This is a genomic window from Pseudomonas sp. UBA5706, assembly GCF_002419965.1.
Lineage (GTDB): Bacteria > Pseudomonadota > Gammaproteobacteria > Pseudomonadales > Pseudomonadaceae > Aquipseudomonas.
This window is the reverse complement of the sequence record NZ_DIHC01000043.1, coordinates 163,195-182,993: the sequence shown is the minus strand read 5'-3', so window position 1 is coordinate 182,993 and position 19,799 is coordinate 163,195. Positions and strand designations below refer to the sequence as shown.

Sequence of the window (19,799 nt, the reverse complement as noted above, 5' to 3'; positions counted from 1 at the left end):
AGCGAAATTAAATGACCGGGCTATGGCTGTCGGCGACCTCACGCAGTTAAGCTGGACATCTTCTGTTGGAGCTCTCTTTCGATGCTGACCCTGGGCAATATATTCGTCCTGATGCTGCTGGCGACCGCCGCCGCCTGGCTGTGGCACTCCCATGGTTTGCGCGAAAGGGCGCTGGAACGCGTCAAACAGCACTGCGCCAAACTTGATATCGAATTGCTCGATGGCAATGTCGCCTTGCGGCGGATCACATTCAAACGCGACGGCCAAGGGCGCAAGCGACTGGCGCGTGTCTACAACTTCGAATTTACCGTTACGGGCGAACAGCGTCATCCCGGCACCATCACGATGTTCGGCGCTCACACGGCGCAGATCGAACTGGCGCCCTATCCGTTCGAGATCAAGAATCCCAAGCCGAGTGCGGAAATTATCCAGCTCAGCGAATGGCGCCAGGAGCACAACAAGTGGAAGCAGTGACCGGCTGTAGCTAAGCCGCTCTAAGCGACGCACATCGCAAGCTGTGCGTTCAGCCGTGCCTGGTCTTGAGGCTGGGTGAAGATCAGCTCCAAACGCGAATCCTTGCGCCATTCACTACCTTTCCAAACGATTTCGCCGCTATCCAGCGCATTCCCCGACAGCCAGCCTGTTTGGCTGTGGATAACCAGCTTGGCCCGGCGCCAGTCCAGACCTTGCAGCCAATCGCGGATTTTCTGCACATCAAATACCTGATCCGGGTGCCAGCGCCATCCGATGCTCCAGCCTTCAAGTTGACCCTGGCTCAGGCAGAGCGGCTTTGACGGATCAACCCAGACCGGCGGCAGTTCAGCCAACGTTTTCGGCGCGACGAAGTTATCCACGGCCTCTGAGCCATGCGTATCGATGCCGGGGAGCTGATCCAGCATCAATGCACCTGCATCAGTCCAGTGCAGGACTCGAGAAGCAAACCTCTCAATGAGCGCCTGGCGCTGCGCCTGATCCAGCTCCGAGGATTTATTAAGCACCAGCAAACCCGCTTCAGCGGTCGCTTCCTGCTGGGTCTTTGACAGCGCCTTGCCAGCCGCCAGCGCTCGGGCGTCGAGCACGACAACGCTGGGCTGAACCGCAAGCACGCCAATCCATGGCGCCTCTCGCAATTGTGCCAACAGTTGCACCGGGTGGCCGAGACCCGAGGGTTCGATGAACAGGCGATCGGGCCGGGCCTTGCGCAATAGACGCCCCAGTCCGATCTGGAATGGCGCGCCGTTGACGCAGCACAGGCAGCCGCCGGCCACTTCGCCAAGTGCGATACCATCGGCGGCTGTGGTGAGCAACGCCGCGTCCAGACCGATCAGGCCGAATTCATTGATCAGAATCGCCCAACGTTCGCTCGCGGGTTTCTGCGTCAACAGGTGTTTGATCAGGCTGGTCTTGCCAGCACCCAAAGGGCCAGCAATGACATGGGTGGGAATGTTCTGCAGCATGTCCGGCCATTCTTGAACGTCGCTCCCGAAACGAGCGCAGACGGAGGTAACAATGCGAGCAATCTGGGTACCCGCGCGGCTGGCGTTGGTGCTGTTGGCCGCAACGGCAGGTCAGGCGTGGGCTGAGTCCTGCGTCGTCCAGAGCCACGCTGAGCGCCTCGACGTGAAGGTCTGTCAGGAAAATCTCACGATCCCGCCCGACTTGTTCCACGACGGCTTCTGCCAACCTCAGCTCAAGGACCAGAAGGTCGAAGTGACCTACATGGATCAATGCCCTGCAGGGTCGTTTGGCCAATGCGGCAACGCACAAGTCGCCAATATGCCCTATCGGCAGAACATTCACTATTACGGCGTGGCCAGCGACGCCGCGTTTCTCAAACCCTTCTGCGAACAGCAGAGCAAAGGCGTGTGGAAGGCGCAGTGACTCCGGCTGCCTGAGCGCCAAACTCGTGCAAGCGAATTCATTATGTACAGGCAACAGGCCTGCATTGCCTGAAGGTTCGCCAATGAATTCGCCCCCACGGTAGAACGTCGTTGGTACTACGCCACCTCACCGTGCCAGTCGCCAAACGGGTCGTGCATCTGGCTCCACCCCTCGACCCCAAGCGCCATCTCTCCATCCGTCAGCAGGCAATCATCCAGATCGGCTGTCAGTCTCGCGAAGTCGATGTTCTGGCCGATGAACACCAACTCCTGCCGGCAGTCGCCGGTCTGTGCGAGCCAGCTGCGCATGATCGCCTGAGTGCTTTCTTCATCCTGCGGCCACTGCGCCTTGGGCACGAAATGCCACCAGCGTCCGGCAAACCCATGCCGAATCAGACCTCCTGCCTGGGACCAACTGCCGGCGTCCTGATGCTTGCTCGCCAGCCAGAAAAAGCCCTTGGAGCGCAGCAGCTTTCCATTGGTCCAAGGCCGGTTAATGAAGTCGAAGAAGCGTTGCGGATGGAAAGGTCGGCGGGCGCGATAGGCCGTCGACGCAATGCCGTACTCCTCGGTTTCCGGGGTGTGTTCGCCGCGCAGTTCCTTCAACCAACCGGGCGCTTGAGCCGCGCGCTCGAAGTCGAAACGGCCGGTATCGAGAATCTTGCCCAGCGGCACGGTGCCCATCACCATCGGCAGAATCTCGGCCTGGCTGTTAAGCCTTTTGAGAATCGCCATCAACTCCAGGCGTTCGCTGCTGCCAATCAGATCGATCTTGCTGATGAGGATGACGTCGGCAAACTCGACCTGCTCGATCAACAGGTCGGTGATGGTGCGCTCGTCCTCTTCCCCCAGCGTTTGGCCACGGCTGTCCAGACTCTCGGCAGCCTGATAGTCCTGAAGAAAATTAAGCCCGTCGACCACGGTGACCATGGTGTCCAGGCGCGCAATATCGGCCAGACTCTGCCCTGCTTCGTCGCGAAAGGTGAAGGTCTCGGCAATCGGCAATGGTTCGGAAATACCGGTGGATTCGATCAAGAGGTAATCGAAGCGGCCGTCGTTAGCCAGGCGACTGACCTCTTCGAGCAAATCTTCGCGCAGGGTGCAGCAGATGCAGCCGTTGCTCATTTCGATGAGCCTTTCTTCAGCACGGTTGAGGCTGACGTCGCGCTGTACTTGGCTTGCATCGATGTTGATTTCACTCATGTCGTTGACGATGACAGCGACACGCAGATTTTCGCGGTTACGCAACACATGGTTGAGCAACGTGCTTTTACCGGCGCCGAGAAAGCCGGACAGCACAGTAACGGGAAGTCGATTCATGGGGTCTCATCAAGCGGCAGATTCAGGTGCTATGTACGTTATATTATAACAATGCATACCTGCTAACACTTTTATAAGGTTCGCTCGATGATGTGAATACTTGCAGGGACGCTGTTGGTGCTCCCAGTGCACAGGTATCGCTGCCCCGCCGTCTCCCGGACTGGATCAAGCACGTTGCGTGCGAAGCGCAACACTGCTGGCGTGCATCGATGCCCACGCGAACGCTATAGCGTCTCCCAGAGGTTCGGCTATACCCGCTCCTGCTCTGCCGCCTTCTGCTCCTGCCGCCAGGCAATGAACGATCCCGCTGGCGGATTACGCTCAAAATACTGCTTCATTCCGTCGAACAGCCCGTCCGCCACGGCTTGCTGATGCCGCGCTGTAACCAGACGCTGGCTGTCTCGGGTGTTGGAGATAAAACCCGTCTCGACCAGGATCGACGGCACATCCGGCGATTTGAGCACTGCGAACCCAGCCTGTTCTACACGCTTCTGATGCAAGGTGGTAATGCCCTCCAGACTGCCGAGGACGGTGTGGCCCAGTTGCAGACTCGCCGCGATCGTTGCGTTCATCGACATGTCGAGAATAACCCCCGCCAGCATCGGATCCTTGTCCTTGAGATTGAGCAAGCTGGTCGCGCCGATCAGGTCAGCGCCGTTTTCACGCTGGGCCATGAAACGGGCCGTCGCCGACGTCGCACCGTTTTCCGACAATGCAAACACTGAAGCGCCAGACGCCGTCAGCCTTGGCGCAGCATCGGCATGAACCGAAATAAACATGTCGGCGTTGCACTTGCGGGCGATATCGACGCGTTTGCGCAGCGGCACGAAAAAGTCGTCGTTACGCACCAGACGCACATCGAAGCCTTTCTCGCGCTTGAGCCGCTTGGCCAGCAATTGCGCAATGGACAGCACAACGTCTTTCTCGCGCTCGCCCTTGGAACCAATCGCGCCGGGGTCCTTGCCGCCATGGCCTGCATCCACCACGACCATGATGTCGCGCTTGAAGCGAGTTTTCGCCAGCACGGGTGCGGGCGGCTCTTTCACCGGAGCACCAGGTGCCGAAGCCAGTTGCACGGGCATGTGAGGCGCCACGTCGTGCCCTAGGTCCAGCACGAGACGATTGCCCTGCGCACCTTCCGGGCCGAGGAGGAAACTGTTGAGCTGCACAGGTGATGCGAGGTCCAGAACGATGCGCGTATCGCCCTGCCCAAAGTGCCCGGAGCGAATGGTCTTGATCGGTGTGTTTTCCAGCGCCAGCTGAGTGAAATTACCTTCCAGCCGCGCACCGCTGACATCGATAATGATGCGTTCAGGCGCACTCAGGGTGAAGGTCTTGTACTGCACCGGCCCGCTTAGGTCGAACACCAAACGCAGCTTATTTTCGGAACGCCAAAGCCGTGCGTTACGAATTTGAGTGGCATTGACTGAGAAAGGAAGCGCGAAGGCGGCGCTGGCCAAAAGCATGTTGAGCAGCATTTGACGTCGGTGCATGACACGGTCCAATAAAAGTGAGCATCCTGGCTCAGACAGACATGACATTGTTAGTAACAATATAACATGCACATCGAAGCGCGAAGATGAAGCTTTTGATAGGAAAGGACGTGCTTTTCCGACTTAAAACAACGAGTAAGGGCAGTAAATTGATGTGAAACAAGATGATGTTCCACGTGGAACATCATCTTTCAGTTTGGCTGAACATCGATAGCGCCCCGGCGCGCGAGGCATCATGACGAGTAGTAGAGATCAAGTACGAGGTTTGACTGCTCCACATTCCTGCCCTAGCCACACGGCTTTGGTATCCATGCTCCCGTTCTGCTGCTGGCCGGTGGCGTTGAACGAGCCAATGACATGAGTATTAAAGGCGCGATCGCTGAGAAACTGGGCGGTGCCCGTACCCTGTGCACGAGGGCAGCTAAACTTAAACTTCCAGGTCGCGCCGTTGCGCTCCGTGATTTGCTGAGTGCAACCGGTCTTGGGATCAGTGAGAGGGATCTGCTCATTCTTCACTTGCTCGGGGGTCAGACAAACCCGGACCCCCTGCCCACCCAAGGTAATTCCTTGTTTTGCCAACATTTGTTCCATGGCCGCGCGCTGTTGCGGCGCCATCATTTGCAGCTGTGCGAGCATGACTTGCATGTCCGGCATCTGCTGACCGTCGACCTGCATGTTGTTTGAAGTCAGCTCCCATAATCCCGGCTGTAGCACCTGGGCCTGCGCGAACGGCGCGGCCAGACAAACCATCAACGCCAATACACGCTTTTTCATGAATCTGATTTCCTTTTGCTCTTGAGCAGTTTGATTGCGGTCTGCTAGCTCACCGTTGAACCCCGGCAGCCAGACGATGACGATTAGACGATCAATCCCATCACCAGTTGCAGCTGTAAGAAAATAGCGACAATCCTCGCGCGCTGTGGTCTGTTAGACATCAATATGCCTCTAGCACAAGGTTGCGCATGGATTACCACAGCCCGTATTTCTTCGGCTATTTGATTGGCTTCACCCACTTGCTCGGCATCGTAGCAGCGATTCATGCGTTGCTGACCGTGCGCACTGCACAGGGCTCAATCGCATGGGCGATGCCGCTGATTTTCATCCCGTACATCACCCTCATTCCCTATCTGATTTTTGGTCGCAGTACGTTCGACGCTTACGTGAAGGCGCGCCGCCAGGCCAACAGTGAAATGCGCAATGCCATCGCGGATTTCAACTGGAAACCCTGGATCGAAGAAGCGGTAGCAGCACGTCGCTCGGACGCCTATGAATCCCTGCGCGCCATGCCCAAGCTCGGAAGGATGCCATGCCTGGCCAATAACGAAGTGAAGTTGTTGATCAATGGCGACGCCACGTTCACGGCGATTTTCAAGGCCATCAGTGCGGCGAAGAAGGTGGTGTTCGTCCAGTTTTTCATCATTCATGACGATGACCTTGGACGCCGGTTGCAATCGCTGTTGTTGGAAAAAGCGGCCGAAGGCGTCGAGGTTTTTGTGCTGTACGATCAGATTGGCAGTCACTCGCTGCCCGCCCGGTACATCGAAAAGTTGCGCGCAGGCGGCGTCCAGATAAAGGCCTTCGCCACCCGCGGCAGTTGGCTCAACCGCTTTCAGGTCAACTTCCGTAACCACCGCAAGATCGTGGTGGTAGATGGCGTCACAGGTTTTGTGGGAGGGCATAACGTAGGTGACGAATACCTGGGGCTCAAACCGCCCTTGGCGCCTTGGCGGGATACGCATGTTGCGATTGTCGGGCCGGTGGTTGCCTGTTTGCAGGAATCGTTTGCAGAGGACTGGTTCTGGGCAACCCGCGAGCTGCCACCCTTGATTTTGCCGGAGAGCTACCCGGAGGACGGCGTGCTGTGTCAGTTGCTGGCCAGCGGGCCAGCCGACTCCCAAGAGACGTGCTCGCTGTTCTTCGTCGAAGCGATTCATGCAGCGAAGGAGCGTGTGTGGATTACCACGCCGTACTTCATTCCCGATGAACCGGTGTCTGCAGCGCTGCGCCTGGCGGTGTTGCGAGGGGTCGACGTGCGGTTGCTACTGCCTTCACGCCCGGACCATTACACGGTGTACGCAGCGTCCAATCTGTTCGCCTTCGAAGCGGTGCGCGCCGGTGTACGCATTTTTCGCTACACGCCAGGCTTCCTGCACCAAAAGGTGGTGTTAGTGGACAACGAGATTTCAGCCATTGGCAGCGCCAACCTGGATAACCGCTCGTTCCGGTTGAATTTCGAATTAATGCTGCTGACAGTGGATGAAGATTTTGCAAGCCAGGTCGAGGCGATGCTCAGCGATGATTTCGCGCAGGCGCATGAGATCAGCATCGATGAAAGCAAGGAGACGCCTCATTTGCAGCAATTAGGCATGCGCGTCGCACGGTTGATCTCACCGATTTTGTGATCTGTAAGCACATCACTCCAACGACTGCGAAAGCGCAGACAGCCGACCGTGATGGGTCGGCTGTCTGTTTCAATCGCCGATGAACTCGCTCTCACAGTCCATCGCGTGCGCAACTATGCGTACACATCATCCCGTGTCAGCGGCAGATCATGGCCGCCGTCGGCATACGGCTTGACCGCCAGAATCTGATGCAGGTTGATCCAGCCCTTGGAAAACGCGTAAGCACAGCCTGCCAAATACAGGCGGAAAATGCGCAGTGCCTGGTCCGGGACCATCGCCGCTGCCACGTCCAGTTTTTCTTCCAGCCGCGCGCTCCAGTGATCGAGGGTCTTGGCGTAATGCAACCGCAGGCTTTCCACGTCGACGACTTCCAGGCCGGCCTCGCTGATGAATCCGCTAATCATCGCCAGATGCGGCAGCTCACCATTGGGAAAGACGTAGCGGTCGATGAAATCGCCAGCGCCCCGACCCACGGGACGCCCGTCGGTGTGCTTGGCCGTGATGCCATGATTCATTACCAGCCCGCCCTCCTTCACCGCGCCAAACAGGCATTTGCCGTAAAGCTCAAGGTTGGCGTGACCGACATGCTCGAACATGCCAACGCTCACGATCTTGTCGAAGCGGCCGTCCTGGGGCAAGTCGCGATAATCGAGCAACTGCAGTTCCACCCGCTCTTCCAGGCCTTCGGCTTTAACCCGTTCTCGCGCCAGCGCCAGTTGCTCGCGGCTCAAGGTAATACCAAACACTTTTACGCCATACTCGCGCGCGGCAAAGCGGGCCAGACCGCCCCACCCACATCCGACATCGAGCAAGTACTCGCCGGGCTTGAGCCGCAGCTTGCGACACAGATGGTCGAACTTGTCGTGCTGCGCCTGCTCAAGCGTCTCCTCGCCGGTCTTGAAATACGCGCAGGAATAGACCATCTCCTTGTCCAGCCACAGCTGATAGAAGTCGTTTGAAAGGTCGTAGTGGTAGGAAACCGATTTGGCGTCGGTTTCCTTGTCATGTTCGGTGCGGACCGGGACCACGTCATCATCCTCATCCACCAGGGCCGCCGTCAGCTCGTCGCAGACGCGCATGACTTCGCTGATCGAGCCTTCAAGCTCCAGGCGGCCTTCGACGAACGCGCTGCCCAGCAAGTCGAGGCTTGGGTGAGTGAAATCGGACACCAGCGAGGGGTCCTTGACGACAATCGTGACGCTGGGGTCAGCCCCCAGCTCGACTTCATTGCCATCCCAAAGCTTGAGCCGCAGTGGTAAGTGAAGCTTCTGTAACGCCGGTGGAAGTTGCGCGAGCATTGAGAAAACCCCCTGATCCAGAAACACGGAAAAGGGTAGTCCAAAACCGGCTCCACTAAGGAACCGTCAGGCTATCGGCTTTTGTGAATGACGACGACGAACCTACTACCGGGTACTTCCTTGCGCCCAGGATCGAGCCAATGTGAAGCCTGTGATGGATCACCCTCTTCATGACTCACTGTAATTTGTTACAGAGTGCTTCAAAGCTCAAGCGAATTTTTATACTTAGCGCGAGCCTTTAATCCGGTGCTTCCACGGGAGGCGCCGGATTCAAAGGCTTACGATGGATTGTGAAATTTTCCGATCGGCTCATGGAATCGCAACAAACGCCCCGCATTACCCAGCACCAGGAGCGTGCTGAGATTGTGCAGGATGGCGGCGATCATGGCGCCCGCAACGCCCAGCACGCCGAATGCTGCAAGGGCCACAATTGCCAGCGTCCAGCCCAGGCCAATGATTACGTTGACCTGCAGCGTGGAGCGGCATTGACGACTCAAGCGCACGCAAGTGCCCAGGCGCCGCAGGTCGCTGCCGATGAGCACAATGTCGGCAGAGGCCAGTGCAATGTCTGCCCCGCCCGCCCCCATGGCGACGCCAACTACCCCTGCTTTCAGCGCGAGGGAGTCGTTGATGCCGTCGCCCACGACCATGGGTCGGAAGCCCTTATCGATCTCGTCCATCACCCGATTGAGTTTGTCTTCAGGCAAGGCTTGCGCATGAATGTCACTAATGCCGACCTCCCGCCCCAAGCTGTCGGCCACGCTCTGACGGTCGCCGGTCAACAGCAGTTGACGGCCCAGGCCCAAGTCTCGCAGTTCGTCCAGCGCTTGGCGCGCCTCTGGCTTGAGGCTGTCAGCGAGCAGCAGCCAAGCGAGGAACACGCCGTCCACCGCCAGCCCGGCGATCGGGCCGTCGTGGTTGGGCACCGGCGAGGTGTCGATGCCCAGTTGCGTGAATAGCTCGGGGCGACCCAACGCCGCTTCGCCACGTGCCGTCTGCGCGACCACACCCAGGCCCTGACGCTCGCGAATGTCTTCGAGCGCCAGCAGATGATCCTTCTCTACCAGCCCGGCCAGCGCGCGACTGACCGGGTGGCTGCTGGCCGAACCAAGACTTGCGGCCAGCGCGATTATCTCATCGTCCTTCGCAGCCACTGCCTGTATCGACTGCAGGCGAAGGCTACCGAAAGTCAGAGTGCCGGTCTTGTCCACCACCAGCGAAGTCAGATCGGCCAGTTCTTCGAGGAACGCCGAACTGCGAATCAGGATGCCGTGTCGCGCAGCCACGGCGATCCCGGCAATCGCCGTGGCAGGCGCCGACAGTACCAGCGCACAGGGGCAGGCTGCGACCAGCACCGCCAGCATCGCCTGCGCATTGTTGGTGATGAACCAGGTAACCGCTGCGATCAGCAACACCAACACCATGTAGCTGCCAGCGTAGCGCTCGAGCAACCGCGTGATGGGCGGCTTGGAGCGTTCGGCGCTTTGCATCAGCGCAATGACCTTGCCCAGCGTCGATTCGTTGCCAATACGTGTCACTTCCAGGCGCAGCAAGCCGTCGAGATTGATCGCACCGCCAAACACTTCCATGCCTGCACGGGCCTCCAGCGGCACCGACTCGCCAGTGATCGGCGCGGTGTCGAGGCTGGCTTGACCCGAGATCACCAGACCGTCGGCAGGCACTCGGTCACCAGCGCGGACTTCGACAAGATCCCCCGCCACCAGAGCGCCGTTATCCACTTCCCGAATCGAGCCGTCGGCGGCAATCAGTCGTGCGTGGCTGCGGGTGAGCTTGCCGAGGGCCTGAATCGCTTCCTGAGAGCCGATGACGCTGCGTTCTTCCAGCACGTGGCCAAAGATCATGATGATCGGCAGCAAGGCGGCGGTCATCAGATCACCCGTGGCCCAGGCGCCGAGCATTGCCAGCGCGATCAGTTGATCGGTAATGCCGTGCAGGCTTGGGTAGCGCAAGCTGTGCCAGCCGGCGCTGACCACCGGAATCGCCACCAGCAAAGACGCGGCACCCAACAGTAGCTGGCTGACGCCCACCTGCTCAGGCGCAAGGAAACGCCAGACCAGCCCCAGCGCAAGCAGCCCCAACGCCAGCATCGCTAGCGTCAACTGCCGTGCAGCGCTGCGTTGCTCGGTGCTGCTCAGCATGCTGCCGGGCACCGGAGCATCGCCGTGGTCATGGATGTGTGCGGTGTCGCCACTCATTTATCGGCTCCCTGAATGATCAGGCGTGAATCGTCATGGGGATCGACCGTCGTCACGGATCCGGCCTGCTGGAGGATGCCTGGCACGCGCTCGCGATAAAGGCGCAGCAGCAGACCCGGATCGCTTCTGTTCTGAATCGATTGCGTCAGCCCGGTCACCGCAGCCGTATCAGTCTGCGCCTTGGCCAATCGCTCAGAGGCCTGCGCATGGGCGACTTGCAGCGTACGATCGGCCTGTTGATTGGCGCTCTGGTTTTGCTTTTCGGCATCGGTCCGCGCGTTGGCCACGGCCTGATCTGCCTGCTGGCTGGCGGTCAGGACCGCGTTGAAGGCGTTGACTGCGGCGCCAGGCAGACTCGACTGCACATCAACCCGCACCACTTCGACGCCGAGCCCCACGCCCGTGGCCGTCAGGTCGTCGAGGCGCTGGTTGATGCCCTGCACCAGATCACCACGCAGTCGTTCGCGGCGCTCGGCCGATTGGCTGTCGGAGCCAACCAGCTCAGGGCGTGCGACGAGAATGGTGTCCAGGTCCCGCGCCGCCGTGAGGCTGACTGCACTGCGGTTGACCAGGCGATCCAGCGCCGGCAGCACATGCTCGCCTTGCAACACAAATTCGCGAGGGTCGCTTACTTTGTAATACGCCGTCACATCCAGTTGTACGACGCCAGCGTCGCCGGTCAGCAGAAAACCCGATCCCGCCAAAGCGTCGCTCATCGGGGTGGCGAAGCTGGTGACCTTGTCAGCCGCAAGTGCAGTCGGCGAGCGCAGCAGCGTTTCCACGTGACGTTCGATCACGCGATCCGCCGAAGGCAGCAGCACGACCTGTTCGAAGGGTTGCGGCCAGGCCAGCAACAATCCGGCATTCTGTACGCGATCCAGTTCGCCGAAACGAAACACCACGGCGCGGTTCTGCGGATCGATCTGCCGCACGTTGGACACCGCCCAGCCAAGCGCGGCCAGCAACGTCACCACGTACAGTCCAACGAACGCCAGGCGGCTGGCCTGCAGCCAAGGGCTGTTGACCGCTGGGCGATCGACGGAAGTCGAGTCTCGCTCGCTCATGGCTGCGTTCCAGGCTTGCCGTCCTGCCTGCCATCCAGCAGGGGCGGACCGTCAACCAGCACGCGGAACGGGGCGGCGTCGGTGCGCAGAATCAGCTTGGTGGTCGGGCCGACGACAGTGCCCAACGTATCCAGCGAGCGCAGCAGGTTGTACAGCTGTGGCGAGCTGGCGTAGGCCCGGCCGTAGATCAGTGCGGCCTCTACGCGGGACTGCGCTTCGATGTCGGCGGCTTTCACCGTGGCATCCGCCTCCACGATGCGCGCGTCGCGCTCGGCCGCAGACCGAATCTGCGCCGCCTCGCGCTTGCCGATGGCCGTTCGTTCCGTGGCGATGGTTTCACGCTCGGCACGCATCCGGTCGACCGTCGCGTTGAGCGTGACCGAGGGCAACGTTAGACGCTCTACACCCACTTGCAGGACGCGTACGCCATAAGTGGTCAGCAATTGCTTATCGATTTGCTGGCGCAGCTGGCTCTCGAAGTCGGCAATGCGCACTTGATTGGCGTCGGTGTTGATCAGGCTCGAAAGGTCGAAACTGGCAGCCGTGGTTTCCAGCGCGGAACCGACGAACGTGCGAATCTGCCGCGCGGCTTCATCGGGCTGATTCTGCACGGCACGCATGAAGCGCTTCACGTTGTCGGGATCGCCCTGCACCTGCCAGGCCACATAGGCCTGAACGATAATGCGCAGACCATCGCGCGTACCGACGTCCTGCAAGCCGCTGGAGGTGGTGCGCAGGCGCAGGTCGACCGGAATGGCCGCTTCGAACGGCGCGGGCCAGCGCCAGCTCAGGCCGGGGTCGAGCAACACGCGGGCAGGATTGCCAAAGCGGGTAATGACCGTCGCCTCACCGGAGCGCACCTGCACCAGGCTTGCCGCAGCCACTGCAAACGCGATGAGGACAGCCGCCAGTGCAGCGCGTCGCCACGGGAAACCCACCGGGCCTGATGCTTCGCCGTGGTGGTGGTGATGACCACCGTGGTCGTGACCTGCATGGTCGTGATGATCGTGGTTATGAAACAGATTCAAGTGACGACTCCTTATTCAGCCATTGGCTGTTCAGCCGACTTTGGCGACGCCGCTGGGTCGACCGGGAGGGTAAAAGAACGCAGATCGATGGTGGGCGCGCTGGTGCCGCCCAAACGGTGATCCAGCACCAGCAATTTGGCGTGAGTCATGCCTTGGGTCAGTTGGCTCAAGTACTGCTCGAGCAAAAACGCCTGACCGGCCTTGGCATAACCCTGTTGTTCGGCATTGAAACGCAGGTCTGCGCTCTGCGCCGTGGCCAGGGTTTCACGGGAATTGGCCGCTGCCTGATCGTGAGCCACACTGGCGTGCAACTGCGCCAGGTTGGCCTGGTCGGCCGCCGCACCGCGTTCGCGTGAGATCAGCGCCTGGGCGCTGATCTGCGCCGCCTGCACGGCGTGATAAGCATTGGCTGCCCCGGCGGGTGGGTGAATCGACTCAACCACGGTGGCAAGAATTTCCACGCCGCTGTCGAGCTTCTTCAGGTCTCGGGCGACGGCACTGCCGATGTCGGCGGCAAGGTCGCTACGCTGTTCGCCGAGCAATTGATCGAGGGTGCGCGAGGCGAAGTCATGAACCAGTACGCGACTGGCGGTGCTGCGAATCAGGCCTGGAATGTCGGCGCTGTTGTAGGTGGCGGCCATGGCAGCTTGATCGTCCAGGCCAATGCGATAAACGAAGCGCACGTCCATGTTCACGATCTGGAAGCTCTGCTTGTCCCCCGAGCCACTGGCGATCACCTGCGACTTGTCATTGATGTGAGTGGCGTCCCACAGGCGGTTAGCGACGGGCGGCGGCGGCCCTTCGGCAGGATCGAGCGTCTGTTCGGCGCCAGCACCTTCGGACACGCTGGTCGCCAGCTCATGAACCACGCCATTCTCCACCGGCAATACGGTGCCGAACGGCCAGGGCAAGCCCGCGTGCAGCCCAGGGCCCATGACCTCGACCGGTTTGCCGAAGCGCTCATAGATCCCACGGCCCTGCATCGGGATCTCGTGCACACCACTCAGCGCCCAGCCGAGGGCGACGATCACCACCATCACAGGCAGGAATGCGCGACGCATGAAGGTAAACGCCCAGATCTGTCGTAGGTCGATGCCGAAGCGATTGTGCAATTCGTTCTGCAGCGCCGTCAGCGGACGTGGTGGCCACCGCAGCAGGCCAGCCCCGAAGCTGCTGGCCACCAGACGCGGTTCAAGGCGTTCGTTGCGAGGGCTGAAGATCGACAGCAGCGCCCGAATCAGCAGCTCTACAGCCACCAGGCCCGGCAGCAAGCCAATGAGCACCGCCAGCCTGGCGGGCCATACGCGATCGGCCGAGGAAAAGAACAGGCACAACGCAGCAATCAGCAACGTGCCAATCGTCAGGCGTGCGATCTGCGCCAGTTGTTCGGCTTCGGGCCAGCTCGCTACGGATTCGTTGCTGAACTGGCGCTCCAGCACCAACAGGCCAAAGCCGATCAGCAGCAGCAAACCGCCCACCACGCTACCCGTGAGGCCGACATTGGTGCCGATCAGCGCGAGATTCCAGATCATCGAAATACTGATCAGTGCCAATAGCGCCCAACCAGCCAGCCAGAACACCGGCGCGCCGATCTGGCCAACCATCGAAGTGCCTGCCCCGCCGACGCGCGTGAGCAGCCGGTCATACCAGCCCTGCGTGTCGGCGGCGATTGGCTCCTCTGGCGAGGTCGCAGTCTCATCGGGTGCGATAACCCGCGCCCGCCATAGGGCGACCACCTGGGCCGATTGCAACGCCGACACCAGCACCAGCAGACTCGCTGAGCTGTTGGTGAGCACTGCCGTCCACAGGGAGTTTGGCGAGAACAGGTCGACGAACAGCGAGATGACCAGGCCAATCACGCCCAAGGCGCCCAGCACGTAGGTCAACCGCGACAGACGACGTGCCTGAATACCCGCACGCTGAAACCTTGGCAGATGTGCAGCAGTTGCGCCTTCACCATCCAGATCAAACCGCATGGATGCTCCAGAAATTGCCGAACGCCGTAGTCATCATCCTTCCCGCCCGCTGCATGAGCTGTCCCCCACTTGGAAACGCCCCGTAACACTGATCTAAGTGAGCGTTACGATATAACAGAAGTCGTGAAATTTTTGTCTGCTTGCTGTGGGAATGGGCTGCGACTTTGCATTCCGACAGCCAGCTGACAGCTTGAGCTGTTTGTAGCGTTTTTCCAGCTGCCACGCGCAACGCGGACAAGGCGATTTCCGGAACCCCATTCGCCGACGAAACGATTTTTTTCCTTCTAACTGCGAACAAGATGCCCGGATTGTTATCTGTTTGTTGGTAATTTGCGTTCGGCAAGGATTGGAAAAGCGCACATTTTCGTGCAGGAAGGCACAGCATTTCTTCAGAGGCTTCACCCTATGAATCGCAGGAATCTCCTGAAAGCTTCCATGGCATTGGCAGCCTATAGCGCGCTGCCAGCCTCGGGTCTTTATGCAGCACGCGCCCTGGCGGCGGCGGCAGATGGCGACATCGAACACTTCGATTTCAAGACCCTGCAGGATCTGGCCAAACAGATGGCAGGCAAGGCTTACGTCAGCACCAAGCAGACGCTGCCGCCCACCCTGGCGAACATGACGCCTCAGCAGTTCAACGCGATCAAATACGACGCGGCCCACTCCTTGTGGAACGACGTCAAAGGTCAGCTTGACGTGCATTTCTTCCACGTTGGCGCAGGCTTCAAGACCCCGGTGCGGATGTACAGCGTGGACCCGGCCACCCAGCAAGCGCGGGAAGTGCATTTCCGCCCCGAACTGTTCAACTATGAGGCCAGCCGCATCGACCAGAGCCAGCTCAAGGGCGACCTCGGTTTCGCCGGCTTCAAGCTGTTCAAGGCCCCGGAAATCGCAATCAACGACATCCTCTCCTTCCTCGGCGCCAGCTACTTCCGCGCCATCGACAGCAACAAACAGTACGGTCTTTCAGCGCGCGGTCTGGCGATCGACACTTACTCCCATCGCCCCGAAGAATTCCCCGACTTCACCAAGTTCTGGTTCGAAAAGCCCACCAAGGACGCCACTAGGTTCGTGGTCTACGCGCTACTGGACTCGCCGAGCGCGACCGGCGCCTATCGCTTTGACATCGATTGCCAGTCCGACCGCGTGGTGATGGACATCGATGCCCATATCAACGCCCGCGCCGATATCGAGCAGATGGGCATCGCGACCATGACCAGCATGTTCAGCTGTGGCACCCACGAGCGTCGAATGTGCGACACCCTGCACCCGGAAATCCATGACTCCGATCGCCTGGCCATGTGGCGCGGCAATGGTGAGTGGATCTGCCGACCGCTGAACAACCCGGCCAAGATTCAATTCAACGCCTTCGCCGACAAGGATCCGAAGGGTTTTGGTTTGGTGCAGACCGATCACGACTTCAAGACCTATCAGGATACGGTCGACTGGTATCACCGGCGGCCAAGCTTGTGGGTCGAGCCGACCACGGCGTGGGGCGAGGGATCGATCGATCTGTTGGAACTGCCTACTACCGGCGAAACGCTGGATAACATCGTTGCGTTCTGGAACCCGAAAGTGCCGATCAAGGCCGGCATGTCTATGAACTACGGCTACAAGCTGTACTGGAGCCCGCTGCCCCCGGTGAGCACGCCGCTGGCACAAGTCCACGCAACCCGTTCAGGCATGGGTGGTTTCATCGAAGGTTGGGCGCCGGGGGAGCATTACCCGGAGGTCTGGGCGCGTCGTTTTGCCGTGGACTTCAACGGTGGCGGTATTGATCGTTTGCCGGAAGGGTCGGGTATCGAGCCTGTGGTCACCGTTTCCAGCGGCAAGGTGCAGGATTTCAATGTGCTGGTGCTGCCCGATATCAAGGGCTTGCGTGTCACGTTCGACTGGTACCCGACCAGTGATTCGGTGGACCCGGTAGAGATGCGCATGTTCATCAAGACCGGAGACCGCACGCTGAGCGAGACGTGGTTATATCAGTACTTCCCGCCTGCGCCTGACAAGCGACGCTACACCTGATATCGCAGCCCAGCTTACCGGCGGTGCGATTTTGCGAAACTCACCGCCGGCAAGCCGGACTGCTACAACGCCTCGCCCTATACCGGGGACGGGTTAGGCGAAGCCAGCGCCATAGTGGCCGCGTTAATAATCGATCCAGGCCCCCCAATTCCAAGCGTCAAATTTATATCCTTTATATGAATCAATGAGTTACGAACTCTGGTTTTACTCCCGCTTCGCGACTGTCCGAAAATTTGACTATTTGATTGACAGGCCTGCCATCTGCGGCTGATATATCCCCCTGCCACGCCGTTGCGAGACCGATCCCACCCAGCAAATGTCCTGGATAACGGCCACCTAATGCCAAGCGACTTGCCGTTCTCGCTAACAGCAGTTGCCGATACGGGTGAGCGATGGTCTGGTAAGCGAGTTTGTTATCTGTCGCTGTTGATCATTTTTATTTCCAGCGCTCCCGAGGGGCTGTTCCCATGATGTCGCCTTCCCCCGCTTACGTTGAAAAGCCGTCGATCATGTCATTCGACAAATCCACGGCCATCGTGCTGGTCGCGATCAGTCTGATTTTGGTCGAGACCTTTTCAGGCGCGCTGCGTTTCTACCTGGACAAGGCCGGAATTTCGGTGCTGCTTTATGCGCCAAAGGTCGCCTGCTTGTTGTTTTTCGCGCTGGAGTTGCGCAGCTTCAAGGCCGGGCCCGGTGTCTGGCTAAGCTTTTTGGTGCTCCTGCTGTCATCGGCGTGGGCCGTGCTCAATGGCGCTGGCGCCGGCAACTTCGCTTTCGCGCTGTATGGCATCAGCCCTCTTCTATTCGGGCTGGCATGCGGCGATCAGGTCATCCGCCACAAACGTCTGTTCATGTGGGTGATCGCGTTTGCGCTGGTCGCTTCACTGGGCGGCATCGTGCTGGACAAGTACACCAACCTGCCGTGGAAGGGCTACAGCTACAGCATCGGCGGGACCGAGCTGAGCGCCAACACCACGTGGGCAGCCGAAGATGCCGACCGGCCTGCCGGGTTCGCGCGGATTTCCAGTGCCTTGGCCATCATCATTTCGATTTTCAGCTTGTACCTGATGACGATGGTTCGTTCGAGAATGCTGGCGATTGCCATTTGTGCCGTTGGCCTGGCAGGCGTCGTGCTCACCACCAGCAAGGCGCCCGTGCTGGCCTTCGCCGGCGCTGTCGGGCTGCTGCTGATTACCCGATTTCGCTGGACCACCCGCAGCGCCATCGTCGCCGCCGTTGTGCTAGGGATGGGGCTGCCGTTGATCGGCATGCTGTATGACTTCGACCCTAACAAAATCGCGACGGCAAGCTCGCTGTCATCGATCTATGACCGCCTGATCAACACCTGGCCCAACGTGATCCGGGAGTTGGTCAGCGAAGATCGCGCCTATAGCGGCGTTGGATTCGGCCTGGTTGGCAGCGCGGTGGCGGCGTTCCCGGTAGCCGGTGCCGATATTTTCATGATCTCCGACAGCACGGTGGTGTACCTGTGGGCCACCTTTGGATTGGTCGGCTTGTTTCTATACGCGTTGCATATCCCGCTGTTCTTCACCCTTGCCGACATCACCACCCGCTATGGCCGCGCGATGCTCGCTACCGGTTTCTGCATCTGCATCGTCAGTTGGACCACCGACACCCTGGAAGTGACGCTGGGTAACCTTTTCCTGGGCATGGCGATCGGGCATGCGCTGGCTGCAAGGGCGCAAGTGAGGGTCATCGCCCCGAAGCCCGTTAAAGCCGCCTCATGGAATGGCTTGCCAGGCTTGAGCTAAGAAAGGACACGCACGCATGTGCTTCTGGAGGATGGGCTGCAAAGGCCTGATGTTGCTGTGTTGCCTTATCGTTGCCGATGTGGCCTTGGCCGAGCCTTTCATCGTTGGCGTTGCGACGCATTCGATGAATAACCTTGATCAGCCTTTACAGCGCAGTCTGGACCTGGCCAACACCGCGGGCGTTACCTCGGTCCGTGACGACGCGTTCTGGTCCACGGCCGAGCCTGAGCCCAATCAGTTGCAGATCATCCCCCAATGGCGCGCCTGGCTGGCTACGGCCAGTGCGCTGAATCAGGCGCCGATGGTCATTCTTGGTTACGGCACGTCCTTCAATGGCAACGCCAAGCCACGCAAGCCCGAGGTCAGGATTCCCTACCTCAAATACGTCGACTACCTCACCCGGCAGTTGGGCAACCCGGTGAAGTACTACGAGGTGTGGAACGAATGGGACATCGATGGGCCGACCGACGCGCGCCTGAGCGATGATTACGTGGCCGTGGTAAGGGATGCCGCGCCAATCATTCGCAAGAATAATCCGAGGGCCAAGGTACTTGCCGGCGCGGCAACCTCCGCGGGCATCAAGGGCGGTTTTCTCGACCGCATCCTCGCCGCTGGCGTACTCAAGTACGCCGACGGTATCTCGCTGCATCCGTACGTGCACTGCGAAGGCCGCGACCGCAACACGCCGGAAAGCTGGATCAAATGGATGCGCGAACTGGACAGCAGGTTCAGCAAAGGCGGCACCCCAGTGCCGCTGTACCTGACGGAAATGAGCTGGCCGAGCGACGAAGGCCCTTGCGGCATTGATACGGCTCGCCAGGCTGCGTATCTGGCGCGCGCCTTTTTTCTAGCCCGCACGGTTGCGAATATCAAAGGCATGTGGTGGTACGACCTGATTAACGATGGCACCCAGCGCGATGATCGAGAGCACAACTTCGGACTGCTCAATGTGGATCTCTCGCCAAAACCCGCTTACACAGTGCTCAAGGCAATCAGCCCGTACCTGCGCAATTTCGATTTCGATGCGGGCGCCAGCCTTCAGGCTGACGGCATCTACAAGTTGGCCTTCAGCGATGGTCATGAGCGGATCATGGTTGCCTGGTCAGCGACTGGCCCACGGGCAGATCAAGTCAGCAGTCAGGCGATGAACAATGCCCCACTGCGAGTGCTGGACACTCAGGCAGCAGACAAAGGGATGCAGAACATCGAGCAGCGCTGGGACTGCACCGACGACCGATGTACCGCTCCCATCAGCCTGACCGGGTTTCCCAAAATCATTCGCTTGAGCCCCGGCGCCTGAACGTTTACGACTGAAAAGTCGCAGC

Annotated in this window: 15 protein-coding genes; 6 read left to right on the top strand and 9 right to left on the bottom strand. The window is 59.7% G+C overall.

Annotation, left to right across the window (positions count from 1 at the left end; translation table 11 throughout):
* Positions 1-81 precede the first annotated feature (81 nt).
* Positions 82-474, top strand: a complete 393-nt coding sequence (locus tag B3I26_RS21600; RefSeq protein ID WP_296260672.1) for a DUF3301 domain-containing protein — start codon at positions 82-84, stop codon at positions 472-474.
* Between the two features lie 20 nt (positions 475-494).
* Here the strand turns inward: B3I26_RS21600 and B3I26_RS21595 are convergent, their stop codons facing one another.
* Positions 495-1,457 (bottom strand): CobW family GTP-binding protein, encoded by a 963-nt coding sequence (locus B3I26_RS21595; RefSeq protein ID WP_296260671.1) that lies wholly within the window; start codon positions 1,455-1,457, stop codon positions 495-497.
* 52 nt (positions 1,458-1,509) lie between these two features.
* On the opposite strand from B3I26_RS21595, the gene B3I26_RS21590 reads away from it, so the two are divergent.
* The gene (locus tag B3I26_RS21590) at positions 1,510-1,881 is read left to right on the top strand and encodes an NADH:ubiquinone oxidoreductase (protein ID WP_296260669.1); all 372 of its coding nucleotides are present in this window, start codon (positions 1,510-1,512) and stop codon (positions 1,879-1,881) included.
* 116 nt (positions 1,882-1,997) lie between these two features.
* Here the strand turns inward: B3I26_RS21590 and zigA are convergent, their stop codons facing one another.
* The 3 genes from zigA to B3I26_RS21575 all read right to left on the bottom strand — a co-directional run bounded on the left by zigA (position 1,998) and on the right by B3I26_RS21575 (position 5,467).
* Complete coding sequence (gene zigA, locus B3I26_RS21585; RefSeq protein ID WP_296260668.1) at positions 1,998-3,200, bottom strand: zinc metallochaperone GTPase ZigA; 1,203 nt, start codon at positions 3,198-3,200, stop codon at positions 1,998-2,000.
* 248 nt (positions 3,201-3,448) lie between these two features.
* Entirely contained in the window at positions 3,449-4,693 is a 1,245-nt protein-coding gene (locus tag B3I26_RS21580) for an N-acetylmuramoyl-L-alanine amidase (protein WP_296260666.1), read from the bottom strand.
* A 252-nt stretch (positions 4,694-4,945) separates the two neighbouring features.
* Complete coding sequence (locus B3I26_RS21575; RefSeq protein WP_296260664.1) at positions 4,946-5,467, bottom strand: DUF3617 domain-containing protein; 522 nt, start codon at positions 5,465-5,467, stop codon at positions 4,946-4,948.
* A 188-nt stretch (positions 5,468-5,655) separates the two neighbouring features.
* On the opposite strand from B3I26_RS21575, the gene cls reads away from it, so the two are divergent.
* Complete coding sequence (gene cls, locus B3I26_RS21570) at positions 5,656-7,095, top strand: cardiolipin synthase (protein WP_296260663.1); 1,440 nt, start codon at positions 5,656-5,658, stop codon at positions 7,093-7,095.
* 113 nt (positions 7,096-7,208) lie between these two features.
* Here cls and cfaB read toward each other — a convergent pair whose 3' ends face one another.
* The 5 genes from cfaB to hflK (B3I26_RS21545) form a co-directional block, all read right to left on the bottom strand.
* The gene (gene cfaB, locus B3I26_RS21565; protein WP_296260661.1) at positions 7,209-8,393 is read right to left on the bottom strand and encodes a C17 cyclopropane fatty acid synthase CfaB; all 1,185 of its coding nucleotides are present in this window, start codon (positions 8,391-8,393) and stop codon (positions 7,209-7,211) included.
* Between the two features lie 278 nt (positions 8,394-8,671).
* Positions 8,672-10,609 carry a cation-translocating P-type ATPase gene (locus tag B3I26_RS21560; protein ID WP_296260658.1) on the bottom strand — a complete coding sequence of 646 codons (1,938 nt, stop codon included), beginning with the start codon at positions 10,607-10,609 and terminating at the stop codon, positions 8,672-8,674.
* A complete protein-coding gene (gene hflK / locus B3I26_RS21555; protein WP_296260655.1) occupies positions 10,606-11,673 on the bottom strand; it encodes a protease modulator HflK in 1,068 nt (355 codons plus the stop codon). The genes B3I26_RS21560 and hflK (B3I26_RS21555) overlap by 4 nt, the downstream gene beginning before the upstream one ends.
* Positions 11,670-12,701 (bottom strand): protease modulator HflC, encoded by a 1,032-nt coding sequence (gene hflC / locus B3I26_RS21550; protein WP_296260654.1) that lies wholly within the window; start codon positions 12,699-12,701, stop codon positions 11,670-11,672. The genes hflK (B3I26_RS21555) and hflC overlap by 4 nt, the downstream gene beginning before the upstream one ends.
* 11 nt (positions 12,702-12,712) lie before the next feature.
* The gene (gene hflK, locus B3I26_RS21545; RefSeq protein WP_296260652.1) at positions 12,713-14,677 is read right to left on the bottom strand and encodes a protease modulator HflK; all 1,965 of its coding nucleotides are present in this window, start codon (positions 14,675-14,677) and stop codon (positions 12,713-12,715) included.
* A 405-nt stretch (positions 14,678-15,082) separates the two neighbouring features.
* On the opposite strand from hflK (B3I26_RS21545), the gene B3I26_RS21540 reads away from it, so the two are divergent.
* The 3 genes from B3I26_RS21540 to B3I26_RS21530 all read left to right on the top strand — a co-directional run bounded on the left by B3I26_RS21540 (position 15,083) and on the right by B3I26_RS21530 (position 19,774).
* Positions 15,083-16,702, top strand: a complete 1,620-nt coding sequence (locus B3I26_RS21540) for a glucan biosynthesis protein D (RefSeq protein ID WP_296260650.1) — start codon at positions 15,083-15,085, stop codon at positions 16,700-16,702.
* A 467-nt stretch (positions 16,703-17,169) separates the two neighbouring features.
* Positions 17,170-18,474 carry a hypothetical protein gene (locus B3I26_RS21535; RefSeq protein ID WP_296260649.1) on the top strand — a complete coding sequence of 435 codons (1,305 nt, stop codon included), beginning with the start codon at positions 17,170-17,172 and terminating at the stop codon, positions 18,472-18,474.
* Between the two features lie 16 nt (positions 18,475-18,490).
* Entirely contained in the window at positions 18,491-19,774 is a 1,284-nt protein-coding gene (locus B3I26_RS21530) for a hypothetical protein (RefSeq protein ID WP_296260647.1), read from the top strand.
* The last annotated feature ends 25 nt before the right edge of the window (positions 19,775-19,799 follow it).